The organism is Curtobacterium sp. MCLR17_039 (assembly GCF_003234745.1).
In the GTDB taxonomy this organism is placed as follows: Bacteria; Actinomycetota; Actinomycetes; order Actinomycetales; family Microbacteriaceae; genus Curtobacterium; species Curtobacterium flaccumfaciens.
The window spans coordinates 230,107-249,504 of the sequence record NZ_QKTF01000003.1 but is presented as its reverse complement, the minus strand read 5'-3'; the positions used below and the strand labels follow the sequence as shown (position 1 = coordinate 249,504).

At 69.6% G+C, this 19,398-nt stretch carries 17 protein-coding genes; 3 read left to right on the top strand and 14 right to left on the bottom strand.

The genetic code is table 11. The features are described from left to right. Positions 1-6: 6 nt before the first annotated feature. Both DEJ00_RS05055 and DEJ00_RS05050 read right to left on the bottom strand, forming a co-directional pair. Positions 7-2,454 (bottom strand): ATP-dependent helicase, encoded by a 2,448-nt coding sequence (locus DEJ00_RS05055; RefSeq protein WP_027466686.1) that lies wholly within the window; start codon positions 2,452-2,454, stop codon positions 7-9. A gap of 12 nt (positions 2,455-2,466) precedes the next feature. Continuing rightward, positions 2,467-3,477, bottom strand: a complete 1,011-nt coding sequence (locus DEJ00_RS05050; protein ID WP_111056595.1) for a glycerophosphodiester phosphodiesterase family protein — start codon at positions 3,475-3,477, stop codon at positions 2,467-2,469. A 106-nt stretch (positions 3,478-3,583) separates the two neighbouring features. Here DEJ00_RS05050 and DEJ00_RS05045 point away from each other — a divergent pair, with 106 nt between their 5' ends. Then, on the top strand, positions 3,584-4,579 hold the full coding sequence (locus DEJ00_RS05045; RefSeq protein WP_111056594.1) for a DUF817 domain-containing protein: 996 nt from the start codon (positions 3,584-3,586) through the stop codon (positions 4,577-4,579). A gap of 31 nt (positions 4,580-4,610) precedes the next feature. Further along, positions 4,611-5,483, top strand: a complete 873-nt coding sequence (locus DEJ00_RS05040) for a Bax inhibitor-1/YccA family protein (RefSeq protein ID WP_027466689.1) — start codon at positions 4,611-4,613, stop codon at positions 5,481-5,483. A 404-nt stretch (positions 5,484-5,887) separates the two neighbouring features. Here DEJ00_RS05040 and guaA read toward each other — a convergent pair whose 3' ends face one another. Genes guaA through DEJ00_RS05015 form a run of 5 tightly spaced genes read right to left on the bottom strand, consistent with a single transcriptional unit; the run spans position 5,888 to position 10,689 of the window. Then, entirely contained in the window at positions 5,888-7,468 is a 1,581-nt protein-coding gene (gene guaA / locus DEJ00_RS05035) for a glutamine-hydrolyzing GMP synthase (protein WP_111056593.1), read from the bottom strand. Continuing rightward, entirely contained in the window at positions 7,465-7,911 is a 447-nt protein-coding gene (locus DEJ00_RS05030; RefSeq protein WP_027466691.1) for a DUF3817 domain-containing protein, read from the bottom strand. Before DEJ00_RS05030 ends, guaA begins: the two co-directional genes overlap by 4 nt. A gap of 10 nt (positions 7,912-7,921) precedes the next feature. Then, positions 7,922-8,698, bottom strand: coding sequence for an SURF1 family cytochrome oxidase biogenesis protein (locus DEJ00_RS05025; RefSeq protein ID WP_111056592.1), 777 nt, complete (start codon positions 8,696-8,698; stop codon positions 7,922-7,924). 5 nt (positions 8,699-8,703) lie between these two features. After that, positions 8,704-10,155 carry a cation:proton antiporter gene (locus tag DEJ00_RS05020; RefSeq protein WP_027466692.1) on the bottom strand — a complete coding sequence of 484 codons (1,452 nt, stop codon included), beginning with the start codon at positions 10,153-10,155 and terminating at the stop codon, positions 8,704-8,706. Positions 10,156-10,158: 3 nt separating this feature from the next. Then, positions 10,159-10,689, bottom strand: a complete 531-nt coding sequence (locus DEJ00_RS05015) for a cation:proton antiporter regulatory subunit (RefSeq protein ID WP_017885470.1) — start codon at positions 10,687-10,689, stop codon at positions 10,159-10,161. A gap of 75 nt (positions 10,690-10,764) precedes the next feature. Here DEJ00_RS05015 and DEJ00_RS05010 point away from each other — a divergent pair, with 75 nt between their 5' ends. Continuing rightward, complete coding sequence (locus DEJ00_RS05010) at positions 10,765-11,268, top strand: hypothetical protein (protein ID WP_111056591.1); 504 nt, start codon at positions 10,765-10,767, stop codon at positions 11,266-11,268. A 225-nt stretch (positions 11,269-11,493) separates the two neighbouring features. On the opposite strand, the gene DEJ00_RS05005 is transcribed toward DEJ00_RS05010, so the two are convergent. The 7 genes from DEJ00_RS05005 to DEJ00_RS04980 form a co-directional block, all read right to left on the bottom strand. Next, entirely contained in the window at positions 11,494-13,380 is a 1,887-nt protein-coding gene (locus tag DEJ00_RS05005) for a glycerol-3-phosphate dehydrogenase/oxidase (RefSeq protein WP_071245430.1), read from the bottom strand. Positions 13,381-13,442: 62 nt separating this feature from the next. Continuing rightward, positions 13,443-14,561, bottom strand: coding sequence for a GuaB3 family IMP dehydrogenase-related protein (locus tag DEJ00_RS05000; RefSeq protein WP_027466694.1), 1,119 nt, complete (start codon positions 14,559-14,561; stop codon positions 13,443-13,445). Positions 14,562-14,809: 248 nt separating this feature from the next. After that, positions 14,810-15,001 (bottom strand): hypothetical protein, encoded by a 192-nt coding sequence (locus DEJ00_RS18220; protein ID WP_027466695.1) that lies wholly within the window; start codon positions 14,999-15,001, stop codon positions 14,810-14,812. A 323-nt stretch (positions 15,002-15,324) separates the two neighbouring features. Next, positions 15,325-16,131 (bottom strand): ABC transporter ATP-binding protein, encoded by an 807-nt coding sequence (locus DEJ00_RS04995; protein ID WP_027466696.1) that lies wholly within the window; start codon positions 16,129-16,131, stop codon positions 15,325-15,327. Further along, a complete protein-coding gene (locus DEJ00_RS04990; RefSeq protein WP_027466697.1) occupies positions 16,128-17,018 on the bottom strand; it encodes an ABC transporter ATP-binding protein in 891 nt (296 codons plus the stop codon). Before DEJ00_RS04990 ends, DEJ00_RS04995 begins: the two co-directional genes overlap by 4 nt. Then, positions 17,011-17,997 carry a branched-chain amino acid ABC transporter permease gene (locus tag DEJ00_RS04985; RefSeq protein WP_027466698.1) on the bottom strand — a complete coding sequence of 329 codons (987 nt, stop codon included), beginning with the start codon at positions 17,995-17,997 and terminating at the stop codon, positions 17,011-17,013. Before DEJ00_RS04985 ends, DEJ00_RS04990 begins: the two co-directional genes overlap by 8 nt. Positions 17,998-18,009: 12 nt before the next feature. After that, complete coding sequence (locus DEJ00_RS04980; RefSeq protein WP_027466699.1) at positions 18,010-19,320, bottom strand: branched-chain amino acid ABC transporter permease; 1,311 nt, start codon at positions 19,318-19,320, stop codon at positions 18,010-18,012. Positions 19,321-19,398: the final 78 nt, after the last annotated feature.

The window sequence follows — 19,398 nt, the reverse complement described above, 5'->3', positions numbered from 1 at the left end:
GGGCTCCTACAGCTTCTCGATCGGGGCGATCTTGATGAGGAGCTTCTTGCGGCCCGCGGAGTCGAACGCGATCTCAGCGATGCGCTTGGCACCCTGACCCGTCACCGCGGACACCGTGCCCTCGCCGAAGTCGACGTGCTTGATGCGGTCGCCGGCGACGAGTTCCATGTCGCCGTTGTCGCGCACCTGCCCGGACACCCGGTTCGCCCACTCGGTCTTCGGGCGGGTCTTGGACGCTGCCGCTGCGCGGTCGTACGAGCCGCCGCCCCAGCCACCACCACCGCGGTAGCCCCCGCCGCCGCCACCACCGCCGAAGCCGCCGTCGCGCTTGGCGTTCAGGGCGCGGGGCTGGGTGCCACCACGGCTGTTCGCCATGCCCGGGGACTGCTTCCACTCGATGAGCCCCTCGGGGATCTCCTGCAGGAAGCGCGAGGGCATCGCCACGTTCACGTCGCCGAACTGGGCACGGGTCATCGCGAGGGACAGGAACAGGACCTTCTTGGCGCGGGTGATGCCCACGTAGAACAGCCGGCGCTCTTCCGACGGCCCGCCGGGTTCGTTGGCGGACATCCGGTGCGGGAGCAGGTCTTCCTCGACGCCGGTCAGGAACACCGCGTCGTACTCCAAGCCCTTCGCGGTGTGCAGCGTCATGAGCGACACCGTGCCCGACGAGTCGTCGAGCTCGTCCGCCGCGGCGACCAGCGAGACCTCGGTCAGGAAGTCCGACAGCGTGCCCTCGGGGTTGTTCTTCTGGAACTCACGCGTCACGGCCACGAGCTCGTCGATGTTGTCGGCACGGGCGGCGTCCTGCGCGTCGGGCGACTTCCGCAGGTTGTCGAGCAGCCCGGAACCGTCGAGCAGCTGCGTCAGGGTGTCGACCACCGGCTGCGTCGGGGCCTTCTCGGACACGGAGTCGAGCAGCGCCGCGAACTCGGTGATGGCGTTCCGCACCTTCGGCCCGAACCCGAGCTCACCCGCGTGCCGCAGGGCGTCGCGCATCGTGGTCTCGTGCTCGTCGGCGTAGCGCTGGAGCGTGGTCTCGGTGACCGAGCCGATGCCGCGCTTGGGCACGTTGAGGATGCGGCGCAGGGCCATCGGGTCGGCCGGGTTGGCGACGGTGATCAGGTACGCCATGGCGTCCTTGATCTCGGCGCGCTCGTAGAACTTCGTGCCGCCGAGCACCCGGTACGGGATCGCCGCACGGATGAAGATCTCCTCCAGCGCACGGGTCTGCGAGTTGGTCCGGTAGAACACCGCCATGTCGCGGTAGTCCATGCCGTCTTCACGCAGGCGCTGGATCTCGTCGGCGACGAACTGCGCCTCGTCGTGGCCGGTGTACCCGGTGAAGCCGACGATCTTCTCGCCGGCACCGACGTCGGTGAACAGGCTCTTCGCCTGGCGGTCGAAGTTGTTCGCGATGACCGCGTTCGCCGCGTCGAGGATGTTCTGCGTCGAGCGGTAGTTCTGCTCGAGCAGGATCGTCTTGGAGTTCGGGAAGTCCCGCTCGAACTCGACGATGTTGCGGATGTCCGCCCCGCGGAACGCGTAGATCGACTGGTCGGAGTCGCCGACCACCGTCAGGGACGCGGGGGCGATCGACCCGTCGGTCTCCCGCATCCGGGCGACGTGCTGGCCGGAGTCCTCGAGCTTGTCGACCTGTTCGACCGGCACCGGGCGGGTGAGCTCACGGATCAGGGCGTACTGGGCGTGGTTCGTGTCCTGGTACTCGTCGACCAGGATGTACCGGAAGCGGCGCTGGTACAGGGCGGCGACGTCCGGGAAGGCCCGGAACAGGAACACCGTCTGGCCGATCAGGTCGTCGAAGTCGAACGCGTTCGCCCGGCGGAGTTCGTTCGTGTAGCGCCGGAACACCTCGGTGAACATGACCTCTTGCGGGTCGTTCACGTTGATGTTGCGCGCGTAGGTGTCGATGTCCTGCAGCTCGTTCTTGAGCTTCGAGATCTTCGACGCCGCGGCACCGACGGTCAGCCCGAGGGAGTCGGCCTCGAGCTCCTTGATGATCCGCTTCAGCAGCGCCTTGGAGTCGGCGGAGTCGTAGATCGTGAACGACTGCGGGAACCCGAACCGCTCGGCTTCGCGCCGCAGGATGCGCACGCACGCCGAGTGGAACGTGGAGATCCACATCCCCTCGGCCTCGCCACCGACCAGGGCCCGGACGCGCTCGCGCATCTCGGCCGCGGCCTTGTTCGTGAACGTGATCGCCAGGATCTGCGACGGCCAGGCTTCGCGGTTGGCGAGCAGCAGTGCGATGCGGCGGGTGAGCACGCTCGTCTTGCCGGAACCGGCACCGGCCACGATCAGCAGGGACTCGCCGCGGTACTCGACGGCTTCCTTCTGCTGGGGGTTCAGACCCGCGGTGAACGGGTCTTCGTACGCGCGGGCACCGGCGCCCGGTTCGGGCGTCGATTCGAAGGGGTCGAGCACGATCGTCATGTCCGGGACAGTCTAGGCGGGACCCCCGACAGCGGACCGGGCGAGCACCGCCAGGTCCGGGTGGTCGGCGAACACCCCGTCGAGCCCGGTGCGGATCACGGACGTGAACCACCGCTCCCAGTCGCCGAACGCCGCGACGTCGCCACCACGACGCAGCGGCGACGGCAGGAACCGGTTCTCCGGCCGGAGCGTCCACGTGTACACCGCGAGCCCGGCGGCGTGAGCGCGGTCGACGATCGCGCTGCGCACCGGCGTCGGGTCGTCGAGCGCGACGCTGTCGACGCCGGCCATCAGGGTGCCGAGGTCGACGCTGATGCCGTGGAACTCGGTCGCGAACGACGCGAGCGCGTCCTCGGAACGCTCGGCGGCGTAGGTGGGGGCGAGCGATCCGTGGGACGCGACCTCGTCCGCGGCGCTGCCACGGGCCTCCTGGAGGTACACGAGCCGACCACCGGTCCCCCGCTCGCGCAGGTCGCGCAGCACGCCCTTCTCGAAGCTCTCCACCGTGAGCCGCTCGTCCTGCCGCCACCCGGCCTCGCCGAGCGCGGCGTCGACGAGTCCACCCATCGGGAACCCGGCGCGGTCGAAGTACGCGGCGTGCTTGACCTCGGCGACGAGCCCGACCAGGCGGGGTGCGGCGTCGAGGATCGCGAGCAGGTCGACGAGCCGCAGGATCGGCTGCGCACCGTCGTGCTCGGCGGATCCCGGGCGCAGCACCGGCAGGCGCTCGCGGGTACGGAGCGTCTGCAGCTCGGCCCACGTGAAGTCCTCGGTGAACCAGCCCGTCAGGGTCTGGCCGTCGACGGTCTTCGTCGTGCGCAGGTGCCGGAACTCCGGGTGGTCGGCGACGTCCGTGGTGCCCGAGACCTCGTTCTCGTGCCGGAGCACCAGCACGCCGTCCCTCGTGGGCACCAGGTCCGGTTCGATCGCGTCTGCACCGAGTTCGATCGCGAGCTCGTACGCGCTCCGCGAGTGCTCGGGGCGGTAGCCGGACGCACCACGGTGGGCGATCACGAGGGTCATGGCGCGACCCTACTTGCCGCGAGTGACCAGCGGGGCGCCTGTGTCGCGGGACACACCCGGCGCTCCGGGGGCCGTCGTTCCCAGGGACGGCACCGAGCATCACCGCATGACCGTCCGTTCGCTCTCCACCGCCGTCGAGGCCCGGATCGACCGGGCCGCACGCCGACTGCTCGACGCCGGGCACCAACCGCACCGGCCCGTCCGGGTGCTCGTCACCGAGTTCCTGGTGTTCGGTGCGAAGCAGGCCTGGGCGTGCGCGTTCGGGGCGCTGCTGCTCACGACCATGGCCGTGGTGCACCTGACCGTGCCGGCGGCGATGCGGAACGACGTCCTGACGATCGCGGCCGTGCTGCTGCAGGTCGGGATGCTCGTGTTCGGGCTCGAGACCGTGCGCGAACTCCGGGTCGTGCTGCTGTTCCACGTCGTCGGCACCGCGATGGAGGTGTTCAAGACCCACATGGGCTCGTGGACCTACGAACCCGGAGGGCTGTTCGTCCTCGCCGGGGTGCCGCTGTTCTCGGGGTTCATGTACGGCGCCGTCGGGTCGTACATGGTCAGGGTCTACCGACTGTTCGACCTGCGGTTCGACCGGTACCCGCGGCAGTGGCTGCTGGCGGTCGTGGCGGGCGGGATCTACCTGAACTTCTTCGGCCACCACTTCGTCGCCGACGCCCGGTACCTGCTGCTCGCGCTCGTGCTGCTGCTCTTCGCCCGCACGACCATGCACGTCCGGATCCACCGGGCGACGCTGCGGATGCCCGTGCTCGTCGCGATGGGACTCGTCGCGGTGTTCATCTGGGCGGCCGAGAACGTCGCGACCTGGGCCGGGGCGTGGAGCTACCCGGCGCAGCTCGCGGTGTGGCAGCCGGTGGCACCGGCGAAGATCGTGGCGTGGTTCCTGCTCATGACGATCTCGGTCGCGCTCGTCACCTGGCTCTACCCGGCGCTGCCGTCGGGACGGGTGGGCTCGACGGCGGACTCTCGACGTCCTCGGGGCGCGCGTGCAGCGGGCGACCCTAGGCTTCCCCCGTCGGGGCCCGCTGGGCCCGCGTCCGCTCGCCGCGAATCCTCAGCCTTCCGCGACCGAGCGCCCCTAGGCTGAGAGGACTCGAATCTCCTAGGAAGAGGACACCATGGCCTTCAAGCCCGGTTTCGACCAGTCCCCCGCCTTCAACGCACAGGGGGCAAACACCTGGGGCGGGCGCGGTGCTGGTCAGCAGCAGGCCGGCTGGGGACAGACCCCGCAGCAGGCCCAGGGCGGCATGACCCCCGAGCAGCTGCAGTACATGTACGACCGCCCGACTGCGTCCCCGGTGGACACCGACCGCATGTCGTACGAGGACACCATCGTCAAGACGCTCCTCGCCTTCGGCGTGCTCGTCGTCGGCGCGGTGGCCGGTTGGAACCTGCCGCCGGTCGTCTGGATCGTCGGCGCGCTCGTCGGGTTCGTCCTGGCGCTCGTCAACACCTTCAAGAAGAAGCCCTCGCCGGGTCTGATCCTGACGTACGCGTTCTTCGAGGGGCTGTTCGTCGGCGGTATCTCGAACTACTTCCAGACCGCGTTCCCCCAGGCCGACGGCATCGTCGCGCAGGCTGTGTTCGGCACGCTCGGTGTGTTCTTCGTCACCCTGCTCCTGTTCCGCTCGGGCAAGGTCCGCGCGACCCCGAAGGCCACGCGCTTCTTCTTGATCGCGATGGTCGGGTACATGGCGTTCTCCCTCGTGAACCTGGTCCTGATGTGGACCGGCGTCACCCAGAGCGCGTTCGGCCTGATGGGCGTGACGCTCTTCGGCATCCCGCTCGGGGTCCTCATCGGCGTGTTCGTCGTGCTGATGGCCGCGTACTCGCTGATCCTCGACTTCGACCAGATCAAGACCGGTGTCGAGCGCGGCGCACCCCGCATCTACGCCTGGACCGCGGCGTTCGGCCTCATCGTGACGCTCGTCTGGCTGTACCTCGAGATCCTGCGCATCCTCGCCATCATCGCGAGCAGCTCGCGCAACTAGTACCACCGCACACGCGAAGGGCCCCGGCGCTGCCGGGGCCCTTCGTCGTTCCCGGGCCGGTGGTCGGCGGCAGTGGGGGCGGTGCGGTGGCGGGGCGGTGCGGTGGCGGCCCGAGTGGCGGTCCCGGCGTCCCGGTGGCGGTCCCGGCGTCGGTCCCAGCGGTCACAACACCCCGCCGGTCGCCCGCCGAGTGGTCACGAAGTGTCGTCCGGGCCGGGGCCAGCCGACACTTCGTGACCGCTCGGCACCGGGCCCGCGGGGTGTTGTGACCACTCGACGGCCCCCGGGAGCGCCCACGAACGCGGCTCCGGCAGCGCCCCACCCTCGACCCCGGCAGCGCCCCCGGACGCACGAAGGCCCGGCACGCGTGACGCGTACCGGGCCTTCCGTTGCTCAGGGGAGCCCTACTCCCACTCGATCGTCCCCGGCGGCTTCGACGTGACGTCGAGCACGACCCGGTTCACGTCGGGCACCTCGTTCGTGATGCGGTTCGAGATCTTCGCGAGGGTGTCGTACGGCAGACGCGTCCAGTCGGCAGTCATGGCGTCCTCGGACGAGACCGGACGGAGCACGATCGGGTGCCCGTAGGTCCGGCCATCGCCCTGCACGCCCACGGAGCGGACGTCGGCGAGCAGCACGACCGGGCACTGCCAGATCTCCTGGTCGAGGCCGGCCGCGGTGAGCTCTTCGCGCGCGATCTTGTCGGCAGCGCGGAGCAGTTCGAGCCGCTCCTTCGTGACCTCGCCGACGATGCGGATGCCCAAGCCCGGGCCGGGGAACGGCTGGCGACCGACGATGACCTCGGGCAGCCCGAGTTCGCGGCCGACCGCACGGACCTCGTCCTTGAACAGGGTGCGCAGGGGCTCGACGAGCTCGAACGTCATGTCCTCGGGCAGGCCGCCGACGTTGTGGTGCGACTTGATGTTCGCGGTGCCCGCTCCGCCGCCGGACTCGACGACGTCGGGGTAGAGCGTGCCCTGCACGAGGAACTTGACCTCGGCATCAGAGTCGGAAGCCTGCGCCTCGAGCACGAGTGCCTCGGCCGCGCCCTCGAATGTGCGGATGAACTCGCGCCCGATGATCTTGCGCTTCTGCTCGGGGTCGCTCACGCCAGCGAGGGCGTCGAGGAACTGCTGCTCGGCGTCGATCGTGATGAGCCGGACGCCGGTGGAGGCGACGTAGTCCTCTTCCACCTGCTTGCGCTCGTCGGCCCGGAGGAGTCCGTGATCGACGAAGACGCAGGTCAGCTGGTCGCCGACGGCCTTGTGCACCAGGGCTGCGGCGACGGCGGAGTCGACACCACCGGAGAGCCCGGCGATGACCCGTGCGGAACCGACCTGCTCGCGGATGCGGGCGACCTGCTCTTCGATGACGTTGCTGGAGTTCCAGTCGCCGGGCAGGCCCGCGGCACGGTGCAGGAAGTTCTCGAGCACGGCCTGGCCGTACACGGAGTGCTTGACCTCGGGGTGCCACTGCACGCCGTAGAGCTTGCGCTCGTCGGACGCGAACGCCGCGACGGGCGTCGACGCGCTCGAGGCGAGCACGTCGAAGCCGGCAGGTGCCTTGGCCACTGAGTCGCCGTGCGACATCCACGTCACCTGGTCCGCCGGCTGGTCGCCGAGCAGGGTGCTGGTGCCGGGGGCGAGGGTCACGTCGGTGGCGCCGTACTCGCGCAGACCGGTGTTCGCGACCTCGCCACCGAGGGCGGTCGCCATGGCCTGGAAGCCGTAGCAGATGCCGAGCACGGGGACGCCGAGGTCGAGGATGTCACCGTCGAGGGACGGCGCGCCTTCTTCGTACACGGACGACGGACCACCGGACAGCACGATGGCCGCCGGGTCCTTGGCGCGGATCTCGTCCGCGGTGATGGAGTGCGGCACGATCTCGCTGTAGACGTTCGCTTCACGGACCCGACGCGCGATGAGCTGCGCGTACTGGGCCCCGAAGTCGACGACGAGGACGGGACGCTGTTCGGTCTCGCTCACCGAGCGGCCTCCTTCTCACGCTGCTGGGCAGCGATCAGCTCGTGGTAGGTGTCCATGGCCTGCTGCTGCATGCGGTGTTCGACCACGAAGGACATGAACGGGATGATGCCCCCGAGGGCGATGAGCAGGAAGCGCGACGGCCTCCAGCGCATGATGCTCCACAGACGGAAGTCCGTGAAGAGGTAGAGCACGTACAGCCAGCCGTGGGCGATGAGGATCGCGATCGACAGGTTGAACGTGCCCGGGGTCTCGCCCGCCGTGCCGTTGGGCACGAAGAACGGACCGTTGCCGAGCTGCATCTCGAGCTGCAGCGGCGTGTACTTGATGATGACCTCGACCACCAGGGCGAGCAGCAGCACACCGGTGATGTACGCCGAGACGCGGTACCACTTCACCGCCCCCGGGATCTTGGGGATGTCACGGGTTCGGACGGTCAGGGCCATGCCGGCAATCCTACCGTCGGAGCGCGTCGGCTTCGGTGGCAAGCGCTGCCTCGCGCTCCTCTTCCTGCTCGCGCTCCCAGGCGTCCTTCACGAACCGGTACCAGAGGAACACGGCGAAGCCGGCGAAGACGACCCACTCGATCGCGTAGAACAGGTTGAGCCAGTCGAACTGGACCTCGCGCGACGGTGCACGGTCGGCGATGGTGCCGAGGTCGGCAGCCTTCGCGGTGGTGCCGTCGGCGACGACGTACCCGAGGTACATGCGGTCGTCGAAGGCCTGCCAGGTGTTCACGAACCGGGCGGGGGCGACCGCGGAGTACTCGCCCTTCTTGTAGGCGTCCTGGTCCGGCGACTCGGCCGGGTAGTAGCGACCCTGGATCGTGAGCGTCTGCCCGTCCGCCAGGCGCTCGCCCCCGGCGAGGGCGGCCGCGCGCTGGTCGGACCACCCGATGACGACCGGGAGGCTCGCCTCACCGTCCGAGTCCACCAGGTGTCCGACGGTCTGGTACTTCCCACCCCCGGTGCGGCCGGTCAGGACGGTGGTGTCGTCGGCGACGAAGGTCCCGGTGACGGTGACCTTCTGCCCGGCGAGACTCTCGCTGACGGGGCGCTCGGGGGTGGTGACCGCCTCGAGCGTGCGGCGGGTCTCGGTGGTCGCCGGCAGGGGCTTGCCGTTGGCGATCGACCGCTCCAGCTGCCATTTCCCCAGCCCGGCGAACACCGCCGCCAGCACGAGCGCCAGCAACAGCAGCGCGATCCACCTCGGTCGTCGGGCAACGGCCCACATCTGTATCAGTACTCCGGATCGCGCTGTCGGACCGGGCGCTCGGGGCGCTCGGCGGGGATCTCGACCGGCGACGTCACGGGGGCGGACGTCGGCTCGGACCCCTCATTGTCTCGCTCGTCCCTGCCAGCAGCCTCGACGAGCGCGAACTCCTCGGCGAACTGGCGGTCCCGCTCGGCCTTCCGCGCCGCGGCGGTGGCGTCCGCCTCGGCCTCGGCCGCTTCGGCGCTCTCGGCAGCGGCTGCCGCGGCGACGGCACGTCGGCCGCCCAGGCGTCCGCGCAGGCGGATGAGCCGGCCCGGGCGCACCACGAGGCGGCCGATCCGGTCCGAGTTCACCGCGAGCAGCGGCCCGAGGACGGCCATGCAGAGGACGTAGAGGCCCGCGAAGGCGGTGATCCGCGCCTCCAGCCCGGCGGCAGCCGACAGCGTCGCGAGGATCAGCGCGAACTCGCCACGGTTCACCAGGATGACGGCGGTGTTGATGCCCTGTTGGACGTTGAAGCCGTTCATCCGCGCGACGATCTGGCCGGCGACCGCGTTGAGCACGACCGTCATGCCGATCGCGCCGAGGACGGGCCAGAGCACCTCGCCGAAGGTCGACAGGTCGAGGCCGAGCCCGAAGTTGACGAAGAAGAACGCGGCGAAGACGTCGCGCATCGGCAGGGCGAGCTGTTCGATGCGGTCGCGGTACCGGGTCGCTCCGCAGAGCAGGCCGATGACGAAGGCACCGATGGCGTCGGTCACGCCGAGCAGGTCGCCGATGCCGCCGAACATGACCGCGAGTCCGAAGAACAGCACCGTGAACAGTTCGTCGTCACGGGTGGCGAAGATCTTCGAGACCCACTTGCCCGCGAAGCGCGCGAGCGTGAACATCACGATGAGGAACCCGAACGCGAGTGCCAGCTTGCCGACGACGGCCCAGACGTTGGTGTCGCCGGACAGCACGACGGAGACGATCGCCAGGTAGACGGCGATGAAGACGTCCTCGATCACGGTGACGCCGAGGATCATCGGGGTCTCGTCGTTCGCCAGGCGCCGGAGCTCGATGAGGAGCTTCGTCACGATGGCGCTCGAGGACGTCGCCGTCATGCCCGCGATGATCAGGGCTTCACGGGTGCCCCAGCCGAGCGAGAACCCGAAGGCGAACCCGACGCCCATGTTGATGACGACGTAGGTGCCGCCCGACACCAGGAGCTTGCCGGCGTTGCCGTAGAACTCCTCTTGGTCGAACTCGAGCCCGAGGTTGAACAGCAGCAGGATGAGCCCGAACGTCGCGATGAGCTCGATCGTGTGGGACTCGACGCTCAGCCCGAACCACGGCGTGTTCGGACTCGCGACGAGTCCGACCACCATGTAGATCGGGATGGCCGGCAGACCGATGGTCTTGCCGAGCCGGCCCAGGACGTAGGCGATGACGAAGAGCACACCGATGGTGAGCAGCTCACCACCCAGGTGCATGCGCTAGCTCTTCCGCGGGGCCTCGGCCGAGGCGGCCGCAAGCTCTCCGCTGCGGTAGAAGGAGAACGCCTTGGCGACCTTCTCGGGGGAACCGGCGACGACGATCGTGTCTCCGGGGAAGACGACGAAGTCCGACGAGGGCGCCGGGTTGGCGCTGTCGCCACGGACCACGGCGACGACGGTCAGGCCGATGAAGCCCGAGTCGTGCAGGTCGCCGAGGGGCTTGCCCGCGATGGCGTCGTCGTAGTCGACGGAGAACCAGTCGATGGACAGCCCGGGGATCTCGTCGAGCTTGTCGAGGCCCTCGGTGATCCGGGTGCCACCGAGCAGTTCGGCGAGCGTGTGCGCTTCGTCCTCGCTGAGACGCAGCGAGACCTTCTCGGACTTGTCCGCGCCGTCGGAGACGTCGGCGAACGAGATGAGGTCGGAGTGCCCCGACCGGTGCGTGATGACACCGCACTTGCCACCGTCGTCGGTGTAGAAGCTGTGCAGCACGCCGACTCCGGGGAGTTTGACGCGATGGACGTCGACCATGATGGCTCCCTCTTCGAGTACCCCCATGCTAACCACCCGGTGGTCCCGCGCATTCCGCGCACTACTGTTCTGTGGATGGGGAGAACACGGATCGTCGCCGCCGTCGTCGGGGTGCTGGTCGTCGCGCTGTACGCAGCGCTGCTGGCGGTGGACGCACTGGTGCTGGACCCGCTCGCCGCGGTCCCCGGTGCGACCCTGGCCGAGATCCACGCCGAGCTCACGCAGCAGGGCTTCCCGGTCGGGGCGGACGTCGCGACCGTCGTCGGGATCGCCGTCGTCGGCGTGCTGTTCGCCGCGGGGCTGTCGGTGCTGCTGCTCATCACCCGGGCACCGGCGCACGTCATCGCGGCGGTGCTGCTCGCCGTCGTGGTGATGGGGACGCCGATGTCGTTCGTGGCGGCGATCGCCCTCGGCATGGACGTCGCGGACGCCTACGGGGTCGGCGGTGGTGCCCACACGATCTGGTCGGGCGTGCTGTACGTGACGAGTCTCGTCGCGCTCATCGCGATCCCGGTGGTGCTCGTGGTGGGCCAGTCGGTGCACGTGCGCCGCGCCGCCCTGCGGGCGCGCGCCGTCTGACGGACGGACCACGGGCCTCCAGTCCGGTCTTCCGTCCTTCCGGTCTGGAGGCGCGGGTGGACTCCGCAAGACGCCGTCGTCTTGTCGAGACGCCTCGTCGACACCGAGACGCCGCCGGATCCGGCGGCGTCTCGACGACCAGACGGCGTCAACACGACACGACGGCGTCTTGTCCGACCCGCAGACGCCGGCTTTCCGGTGACACGACGGCGTCTGCTGGCCTCGCTACTCCGGCTCGCTCGTCTTCTCGCCGACGACCTGCTCGTCGGACGCCTTCGCGCCCTCGGCGCCGTCCGAGCGACCGCCGCCCACGACCACGTCGTCCTCGTCGAAGCCGAACGCGATGTCGGGGGCCTCGAGCCGCACGCGGTCCGCGCTCTCGTCGTCGGGCTGCAGCTGCGACTCCCGTTCGGCGGCGACGCGCTTCAGGTAGTTCGCGACCTCGTGCTCGGTCGTCTCCTGGTCCCACCCGAGCACGTCCGCCATGAGCTTCGCGGCGACGGGCGCTGCTGACTCGCCGCGGTCCCAGGCCTCGATGGAGATGCGGGTACGACGGGCGAGGACGTCCTCCAGGTGCAGGGCACCCTCGTGCGAGGCGGCGTAGACGACCTCGGCGCCGATGTAGTCGTCGGCCCCCGGCAGCGGCTCGGCGAGCGCCGGGTCCTGCTCGACGAGCTGCAGCACCTCGGTCGCGAGGGTGCCGTACCGGTTGAGCAGGTGCTCGATGCGCACCTTGTGCACGTTGAAGCTCCGTGCGGTGCGGGCGCGTCGGTTCCACGCAGCGGGGTACCCCTCGGCGCCGAGGAGCGGGATGTCCTCGGTCGTCGACTCCGGGATCCTGCCGTCCATGGCCGCGACGGCCTCGTCGATGGCGTCCTTGCCCATCACCCGGTAGGTGGTCCACTTGCCGCCGGCGACCACGACGAGGCCCGGGACGGTGTGGGCGACGACGTGCTCCCGGCTGAGCTGCGAGGTCTGGTCGGACTCCCCCGCCAGGAGCGGGCGGAGGCCGGCGTAGACGCCCTCGACGTCCTCGCGGGTCAGCGGGACGGCGAGCACCTTGTTGACGTGCTCGAGGATGTAGTCGATGTCCGCCGCGGTCGCCGCCGGGTGCGCCTTGTCGAGGTACCAGTCGGTGTCGGTCGTGCCGACGAGCCAGTGCCGGCCCCACGGGATGACGAAGAGCACGCTCTTCTCGGTGCGCAGGATCATGCCCGTGTTCGACTGGAACCGGTCCCGGGGGATCACGAGGTGGACGCCCTTCGACGCCCGCACCTTGAACTGGCCGCGGGTGCCGATCATCGCCTGGGTGTCGTCGGTCCAGACACCGGTGGCATTGACGACCTGCTTCGCGCGGATCTCGAACCGTTCGCCGGTCTGGATGTCGTGGGCCTGCGCACCGACCACGCGCTCTCCGACCTTGATGAACCCCTCGATGCGGACGCGACTCGCTGCCTCGGCGCCGTACGAGGCCGCGGTGCGCACGAGCGACGCGACGTAGCGCGCGTCGTCGACCTGGGCGTCGTAGTACGTCATGCCGCCGACGAAGGCGTCCTTCTTGAGCCCGGGCATGTTCCTGAGCACCTGCTTCCGGCTCAGGTGCCGGTGGTGCGGGACGCCGGGCGGACGGCCGCCGGACCAGCTGAACACGTCGTACATCGCCATGCCGATGCCGATGTAGAAGCGCTCCCACACCCGGTGGTTGAGCGGGTAGAGGAAGCGCACGGGCTTCACCAGGTGCGGGGCGATGCGCTGGAGCAGCAGGCCGCGTTCGATGAGGGCCTCGCGGACGAGCGCGAAGTTGAGCTGCTCCAGGTAGCGGATGCCGCCGTGCACGAGCTTGGACGAGCGGCTCGACGTCCCCGAGCCCCAGTCGCGGGCCTCGACGATGCCGACGCTCAGGCCGCGGGTCACGGCGTCCAGCGCACTGCCCGCACCGACGATCCCGCCGCCGACGACCAGGACGTCGAGCTCCTTGGTCTTCAGCGTCTCGATCGCGGCCGCACGTTCGTCCGGGCCGAGCTTCGCCGCGGGGTCGAACCCCACGCCGGGCGCGACGTCACGCGGACGTCCGGCCGTGCTGGTCTGCTTCGTCGTGCTGGACTTGGCCATCGTCGCCTCCGGGTCACGGTCGGCGCCGTGGCGTCACCCGGGGTCGTGCCCGGGTGCCACCGTCACTGGTGGTACGGCGCCACGACCACTTCTACTCGCTGGAACTCCTTGGCGTCGGAGTATCCGGTCGTGGCCATCGAGCGACGCAGGGCACCGACGAGGTTCGCGCGGCCGTCGTGGGTCGGCGTCGGGCCGTTCAGGACGTTCTCGAGCGGGGCGATCGTGCCCACCTCGACCCGGCGGCCGCGGGGCAGCTCGGGGTGGTGCGCCTCGGCACCCCAGTGGTAGCCGCCACCCGGGGCCTCGGTCGCACGGGCCAGTGCGGTGCCGAGCATGACGGCGTCGGCGCCCACGGCGATGGCCTTGACGATGTCGCCCGCGGTGTCGAGCCCGCCGTCGGCGATGACGTGCACGTAGCGGCCGCCCGACTCGTCGAGGTAGTCACGACGGGCCCCGGCGACGTCCGCGACGGCGGTGGCCATCGGGGCGTGGATGCCGAGCGCGGCGCGGGTGGTCGACGCAGCGCCGCCACCGAAGCCGACGAGCACGCCGGCCGCACCGGTGCGCATGAGGTGCAGCGCCGACGTGTAGGTCGAGGCACCGCCCACGATCACCGGGACGTCGAGCTCGTAGATGAACTTCTTGAGGTTGAGGGGTTCCTCGGTCTGGGAGACGTGCTCGGCCGAGACCGTGGTGCCGCGGATGACGAACAGGTCGACACCGGCGTCGACGACCGTCTTCGAGAACTCCTGGGTGCGCTGCGGGCTGAGCGAACCGGCGACCGGCACCCCGGCTGCGCGGATCTCGGCCAGGCGTGCGGTGATCAGCTCGGCCTTGATCGGCTCGGAGTAGATCTCCTGCATGCGCTTCGTGACGTTGCCGTCGGTGAGGGACTTGATCTCGTCGTAGTACGGGGTCGGGTCCTCGTAGCGGGTCCACAGACCCTCGAGGTCGAGCACACCGAGGATGCCGAGCTTGCCCATCTGGATGACCGTCGCCGGCGAGGACACGGAGTCCATCGGCGCCGACAGGATCGGCGACGCGAACGTGAACGCGTCGATCGACCACTGCACGCTGACGTCGCGCGGGTCACGCGTCCGCCTGGAGGGGACCACTGCGATGTCGTCGAACGCGTACGCCCGACGTCCGCGCTTGCCTGCACCGATCTCGACTTCGCTCACTCGGACAGCCTACCGGGCGGGCTCTGCGGCGTGCACGGGCCGGACGGTGCGGGTGGCGGGCAACCTCGCACCGTGCGAGGCCTGCCGCGTACGGTGCGAGGCCTGCCGCGCACCGTGCGAGGGCTGCCGCGTACGGTGCGAGGTTCCGTGTTCGGTGCGAGGTCGCGAGGGTCGCACGACGTGCGGAACCTCGCACCACGCAGCCGTCACCACGCAGTCGTCAGCGCGGGGCCGTCACCACGCAGCCGTCAGCGCGGGCGGCGCGGCGCCCGTCGGCGCTTCCGGAGCGCCCGCAGCACGAAGCCGAGCAGGAGCGCGAGCACCACGAGGACGACGAGCAGCACGGCCGCGACCTTGACGAGCAACGCCGCCCCGACGAAGAGCGCGATGAACACGAGCCAGACGAGGGCGTCGAGCACGAGGGGTCCAGAGGTGCGCACCCGCGGAACGATACCGACCCGCGCGGGGCGAGCCGCGCCTCCTGGCCGGGTACGACGGGCGACGCCGTCGTCAACGGAAGACGCCGTCGTCCGCGCAGGACACCGCCACGCCCACGAGACGCCGCCGAATTTCGAGGCGTCTCGACGGGACCGCGGCGTCAACGGAACACGACGGCGTCATGCGACCACAGTCATGCGACGCGGGGCGAGCCGCGCCTCCGGGCCGGGTACAGGAGCGGGGCCGTGCGGCGCGAAGCGACCACGCACGGCCCCACCCGTCACGGATACCACCCCCACAGCGGTACCCGTAGTCGACGACAGCGCTAGCGCTGTGCGTCGACGTCCTTGGCGAGCGTCCCCAGGTAGAGCTCGATGACCTTGGGGTCGTCAGCGAGTTCCTTCCCGGTGCCCGAGTACGCGTTCTTCCCCTGGTCGAGCACGTACCCACGATCGCAGATCTGCAGACAGCGTCGCGCGTTCTGCTCCACCATGATGATCGACACACCGGCCTTGTTGATCCGGCGGGTCCGCAGGAACGTCTCGTCCTGGCGCACGGGGGACAGTCCGGCGCTCGGCTCGTCGAGCAGCAGCACCTTCGGGTCCATCATCAGCGCACGGGCCATCGCGACCGACTGCCGCTCACCTCCCGAGAGCGATCCGGCCCGCTGATTGCGCCGCTGGGCGAGGACGGGGAACAGGTCGTAGATGACCTCGAGCCGTTCGGCGAACTTCCGGGGCCGCAGGTACAGCCCCATTTGCAGGTTCTCCTCGATCGACAGCGAGGGGAACACGTTGTTCGTCTGCGGCACGAAGCCGACACCGGCCTGCACGAGCTTGTTCGCCTTGAGGTTCGTGATGTCGTCCCCCTGCAGGGTCACCGAACCCTCGCGGATGGACACCAGCCCGAACAGGGCCTTGAGGAGCGTCGACTTGCCCGCACCGTTCGGCCCGATGATGCCGATGAGCTCGCCCGGGTAGCAGTCCAGGTCGCAGCCGTTCAGGATGTTCACGCCCGGCAGGTAGCCGGCGACGAGGTTCTTCGCGCTGAGCACCGGCTCGCGTTCCAGCGTGGCCGCCGGGGACGGACTGGAGGCACTGCTCGCGTTCGTGGGGTCCGTTGCGTCCGTCATCGGGTCGTCTCCTCTGCTGCGTCCTCTTCGGCGACTTCCTCCGCCAGTTCCTCGAAGGTCTCCTCGGTGAGGAGCGAGTCGTCACCCAGGTCGGTGTCGTGGTGCGCACCGAGGTAGGCGTCGATCACGGCCTGGTCGTCCATCACCGTGTCCGCCGGGCCCTCGGCGACGACCTTCCCCTCGGCCATCACGACCACCCAGTCCGAGATGTGCCGGACCATGTGCATGTCGTGCTCGACGAAGAGCACGGTCATGCCGTCGTCGCGCAGGGACTGGATGTGCCCGAGGAGCGACTGGGTGAGCGCGGGGTTCACACCGGCCATCGGCTCGTCGAGCATGATCATCGTCGGGTCGGACATCAGCGCCCGGGCCATCTCGAGCAGCTTGCGCTGGCCGCCGGACAGCGAACCGGCGTAGTCGTCCGCCTTCGTGTCGAGCTTGAACCGGGCGAGGAGGTCCTCGGCCTTGGCCGTGATCTCGCGCTCCCGCTTCGCCCACACCGGCTTGACCAGGGCGGCGAAGAAGTTCTCGCCGGGCTGGTCGCGCGCACCGAGCAGCATGTTCTGCATCACGGTGAGCCGGGACAGCGCCTTGGTCAGCTGGAAGGTGCGGACCATGCCCTTGTTCGCGATGTGCGTCGCGCTCGTCTTCTGCAGCGTGGCGCCGTTGAACTGCGTCTTCGCACCCGGGCTCGGCTTGTCGAACCCGGTGAGCAGGTTGAAGAACGTGGTCTTGCCGGCGCCGTTCGGGCCGATCAGGGCCGTGATGGAACCGCGCTGGACCTCGAGGTGGTCGACGTCCACGGCGGTCATGCCCCCGAAGCGGCGGGTGACGTCGTCGACGGTGAGGATCGGGTCGGCCTTGGGGTGGCCGTAGGTCTCAGACACTGAACGTCAGCTCCTTCTTGTTGCCGAGCAACCCCTGTGGACGGAACACGATGAGCAGCATGAGCGCGACGCCGACGAGCACGTACGAGAACTGCTCGGCCTGCTGCGCGTTCATGATCGAGTCGGGGATGAAGTCGCCGGCCAGCGTGCGGATGAAGAGCCGGACGACGAAGAAGAGCACGGCTCCAAGCACCGGTCCGAACACCGTCGCAGCACCACCGAGGATGAGCGCCGTCCAGATGAAGAACGTCATCGAGCGGCCCATGGCGTCCGGTTGCACCGAACTCGGCAGCACGTAGATGATGCCCGCGATCGCACCGAGCGCCCCACCGAACACGAGCGCCTGCATCTTGTACGAGTAGACGTTCTTGCCGAGCGAGCGGACGGCGTCCTCGTCCTCGCGGATGGCCTTCACCACGCGGCCCCACGGGCTCCGCATGAGCAGGAAGAGCACCAGGGTGAACAGGGCGACCATGGCCCACGCTGCGATGCGGATCCACCAGCCGTTGACGCCGTTGTTCGCGTACGTGAACCACAGGATCGTGGTGGTGCCGTCGGGCAGCGGGCTGAGGGCGGTGAACGGGTCGCGGTAGCTCGACCCGGTGATGCCGTTCGAGCCGCCCGTGGTCGAGGTGAGCAGGCTCGAGCGACCCACCATGCGGATGATCTCGGCGCCGGAGATCGTGACGATCGCCAGGTAGTCGCCGCGCAACCGCAGGGTGGGGATGCCGAGGATGATCGCGAACACGATCGCGACGAGCAGGGCGATGAGGACCGCCATCACGAACGGCAGCCCGTTCGTGATCGAGATCGCGAAGCCGTAGGCGCCGAGCAGCAGGAACGCCGCCTGGCCCATGTTCACGAGGCCGGTGAGCCCGAAGTGCACGTTCAGGCCGATCGCGGCCAGGGCGAACGCGGCCGTCGTCGGGGCGAGTGCCTCCTGGGTGAGCGAGGACAGCAGGTTGAGGATGTAGTCCATGCGCGTGCTCCCTTAGCCGATCCGCTCGGCGCGGCCGAAGATGCCCTGCGGCCGGAACAGCAGGATGAGGATGAGGATGACGAGGGCGGTGGCGTACTTGAAGTCACCGGGGAGCACCAGGTTCGTGAGCTCCACGACGACGCCGATGATCATCGAGCCGACCAGGGCGCCGTACGCGGTGCCGAGGCCACCGAGCGTGACCGAGGCGAACATGAGCAGGAGCAGCTGGAGCCCGGTCTGCCAGTTCACGCCGTTCAGGACGAGTCCGAGCATCACGCCGGAGAGCCCCGCGAGGCCGGCGGCGAGCGTCCACACGAAGCGGATCACCCGGTCGACGTCGATGCCGGAGGCCGCGGCGAGCGCCGGGTTGTCGGACACGGCGCGGGTCGCCCGGCCGAAGCGCGTCTTCGCCAGGAAGAGCCCGGTCGCGACCAGGACCACGAGGGCGATCCCCATGGCGACGTAGGACTGCACCGTCAGGGTGACGCCGGCGAACCGCACGGTCTCCGGGTTGCCCTGCTGGATGCGGACCGTCGAGGCTCCGAAGAAGTACTGGAACGCGTACTGGGCGGCGATCGACAGACCGATCGTCACGATCATGAGCTGCGTGAGGCTGATGCGCCGTCGCCGGAGTGGCCGCCAGATCGCGGCGTCCTGCAGGTACCCGGTCGCGGCGCACAACAGCGTGACGACGATGCCGGTGACCCAGATGTTCCAGCCGAGCTGGTTGGCGAACACGTACGCCAGCAGACCGCCGAGGGTGACCTGCTCACCGTGCGAGAAGCTCGACAGCCCCGTCGTGCCGTAGATGAGCGAGAGCCCGATGGACGCCAGGGCGATGAGGAGCCCGAGCCGGAGCCCGGAGGCGAACTGCTGCCAGGCCCGCTGGATGCTCACACCCGACGAGTCCGTCGAGGTCGTGGCGCCCTTCTGGTCGGACAGCTGGAAGATCTGCCCGACGTTGGCGTTCAGGGTGGCCTGCACCTTGCGCTCGGCGTCGGCGGCGTTCGTCAGGTACTGGCCCTTCGGCAGGGTGCCCTGGTCGACGCTCACCGTGTACTCGCCGGCCGTGTCGACGCTGACCGACCAGCGGCCGTCGCCGTTGGTCGTGGCCGTCTGGTCGAAGCCACTCGGGCCGGTCACGTCGACGTCGACGCCCTCGGCCGGTTCACGCTCGGAATCGGTGATCGTGCCCTGGATGCACCCGTTGTCGGGGCTGACGGTGCACGCCTGGCTGGTGGCCGGTGCCGAGGTGGCACTGAAGGCCGGCAGGGTGACCGCCCAGTCGATCAGGAAGGTCGCCAGGAACGCGGCGACGAGCACGGCCGCCAGGACCGGTCGTCGTCGTGCGTGGCGGAGGCGGAACAGGCGCGGCTGCGCCCGTCCCGGAGGAGTGATGGA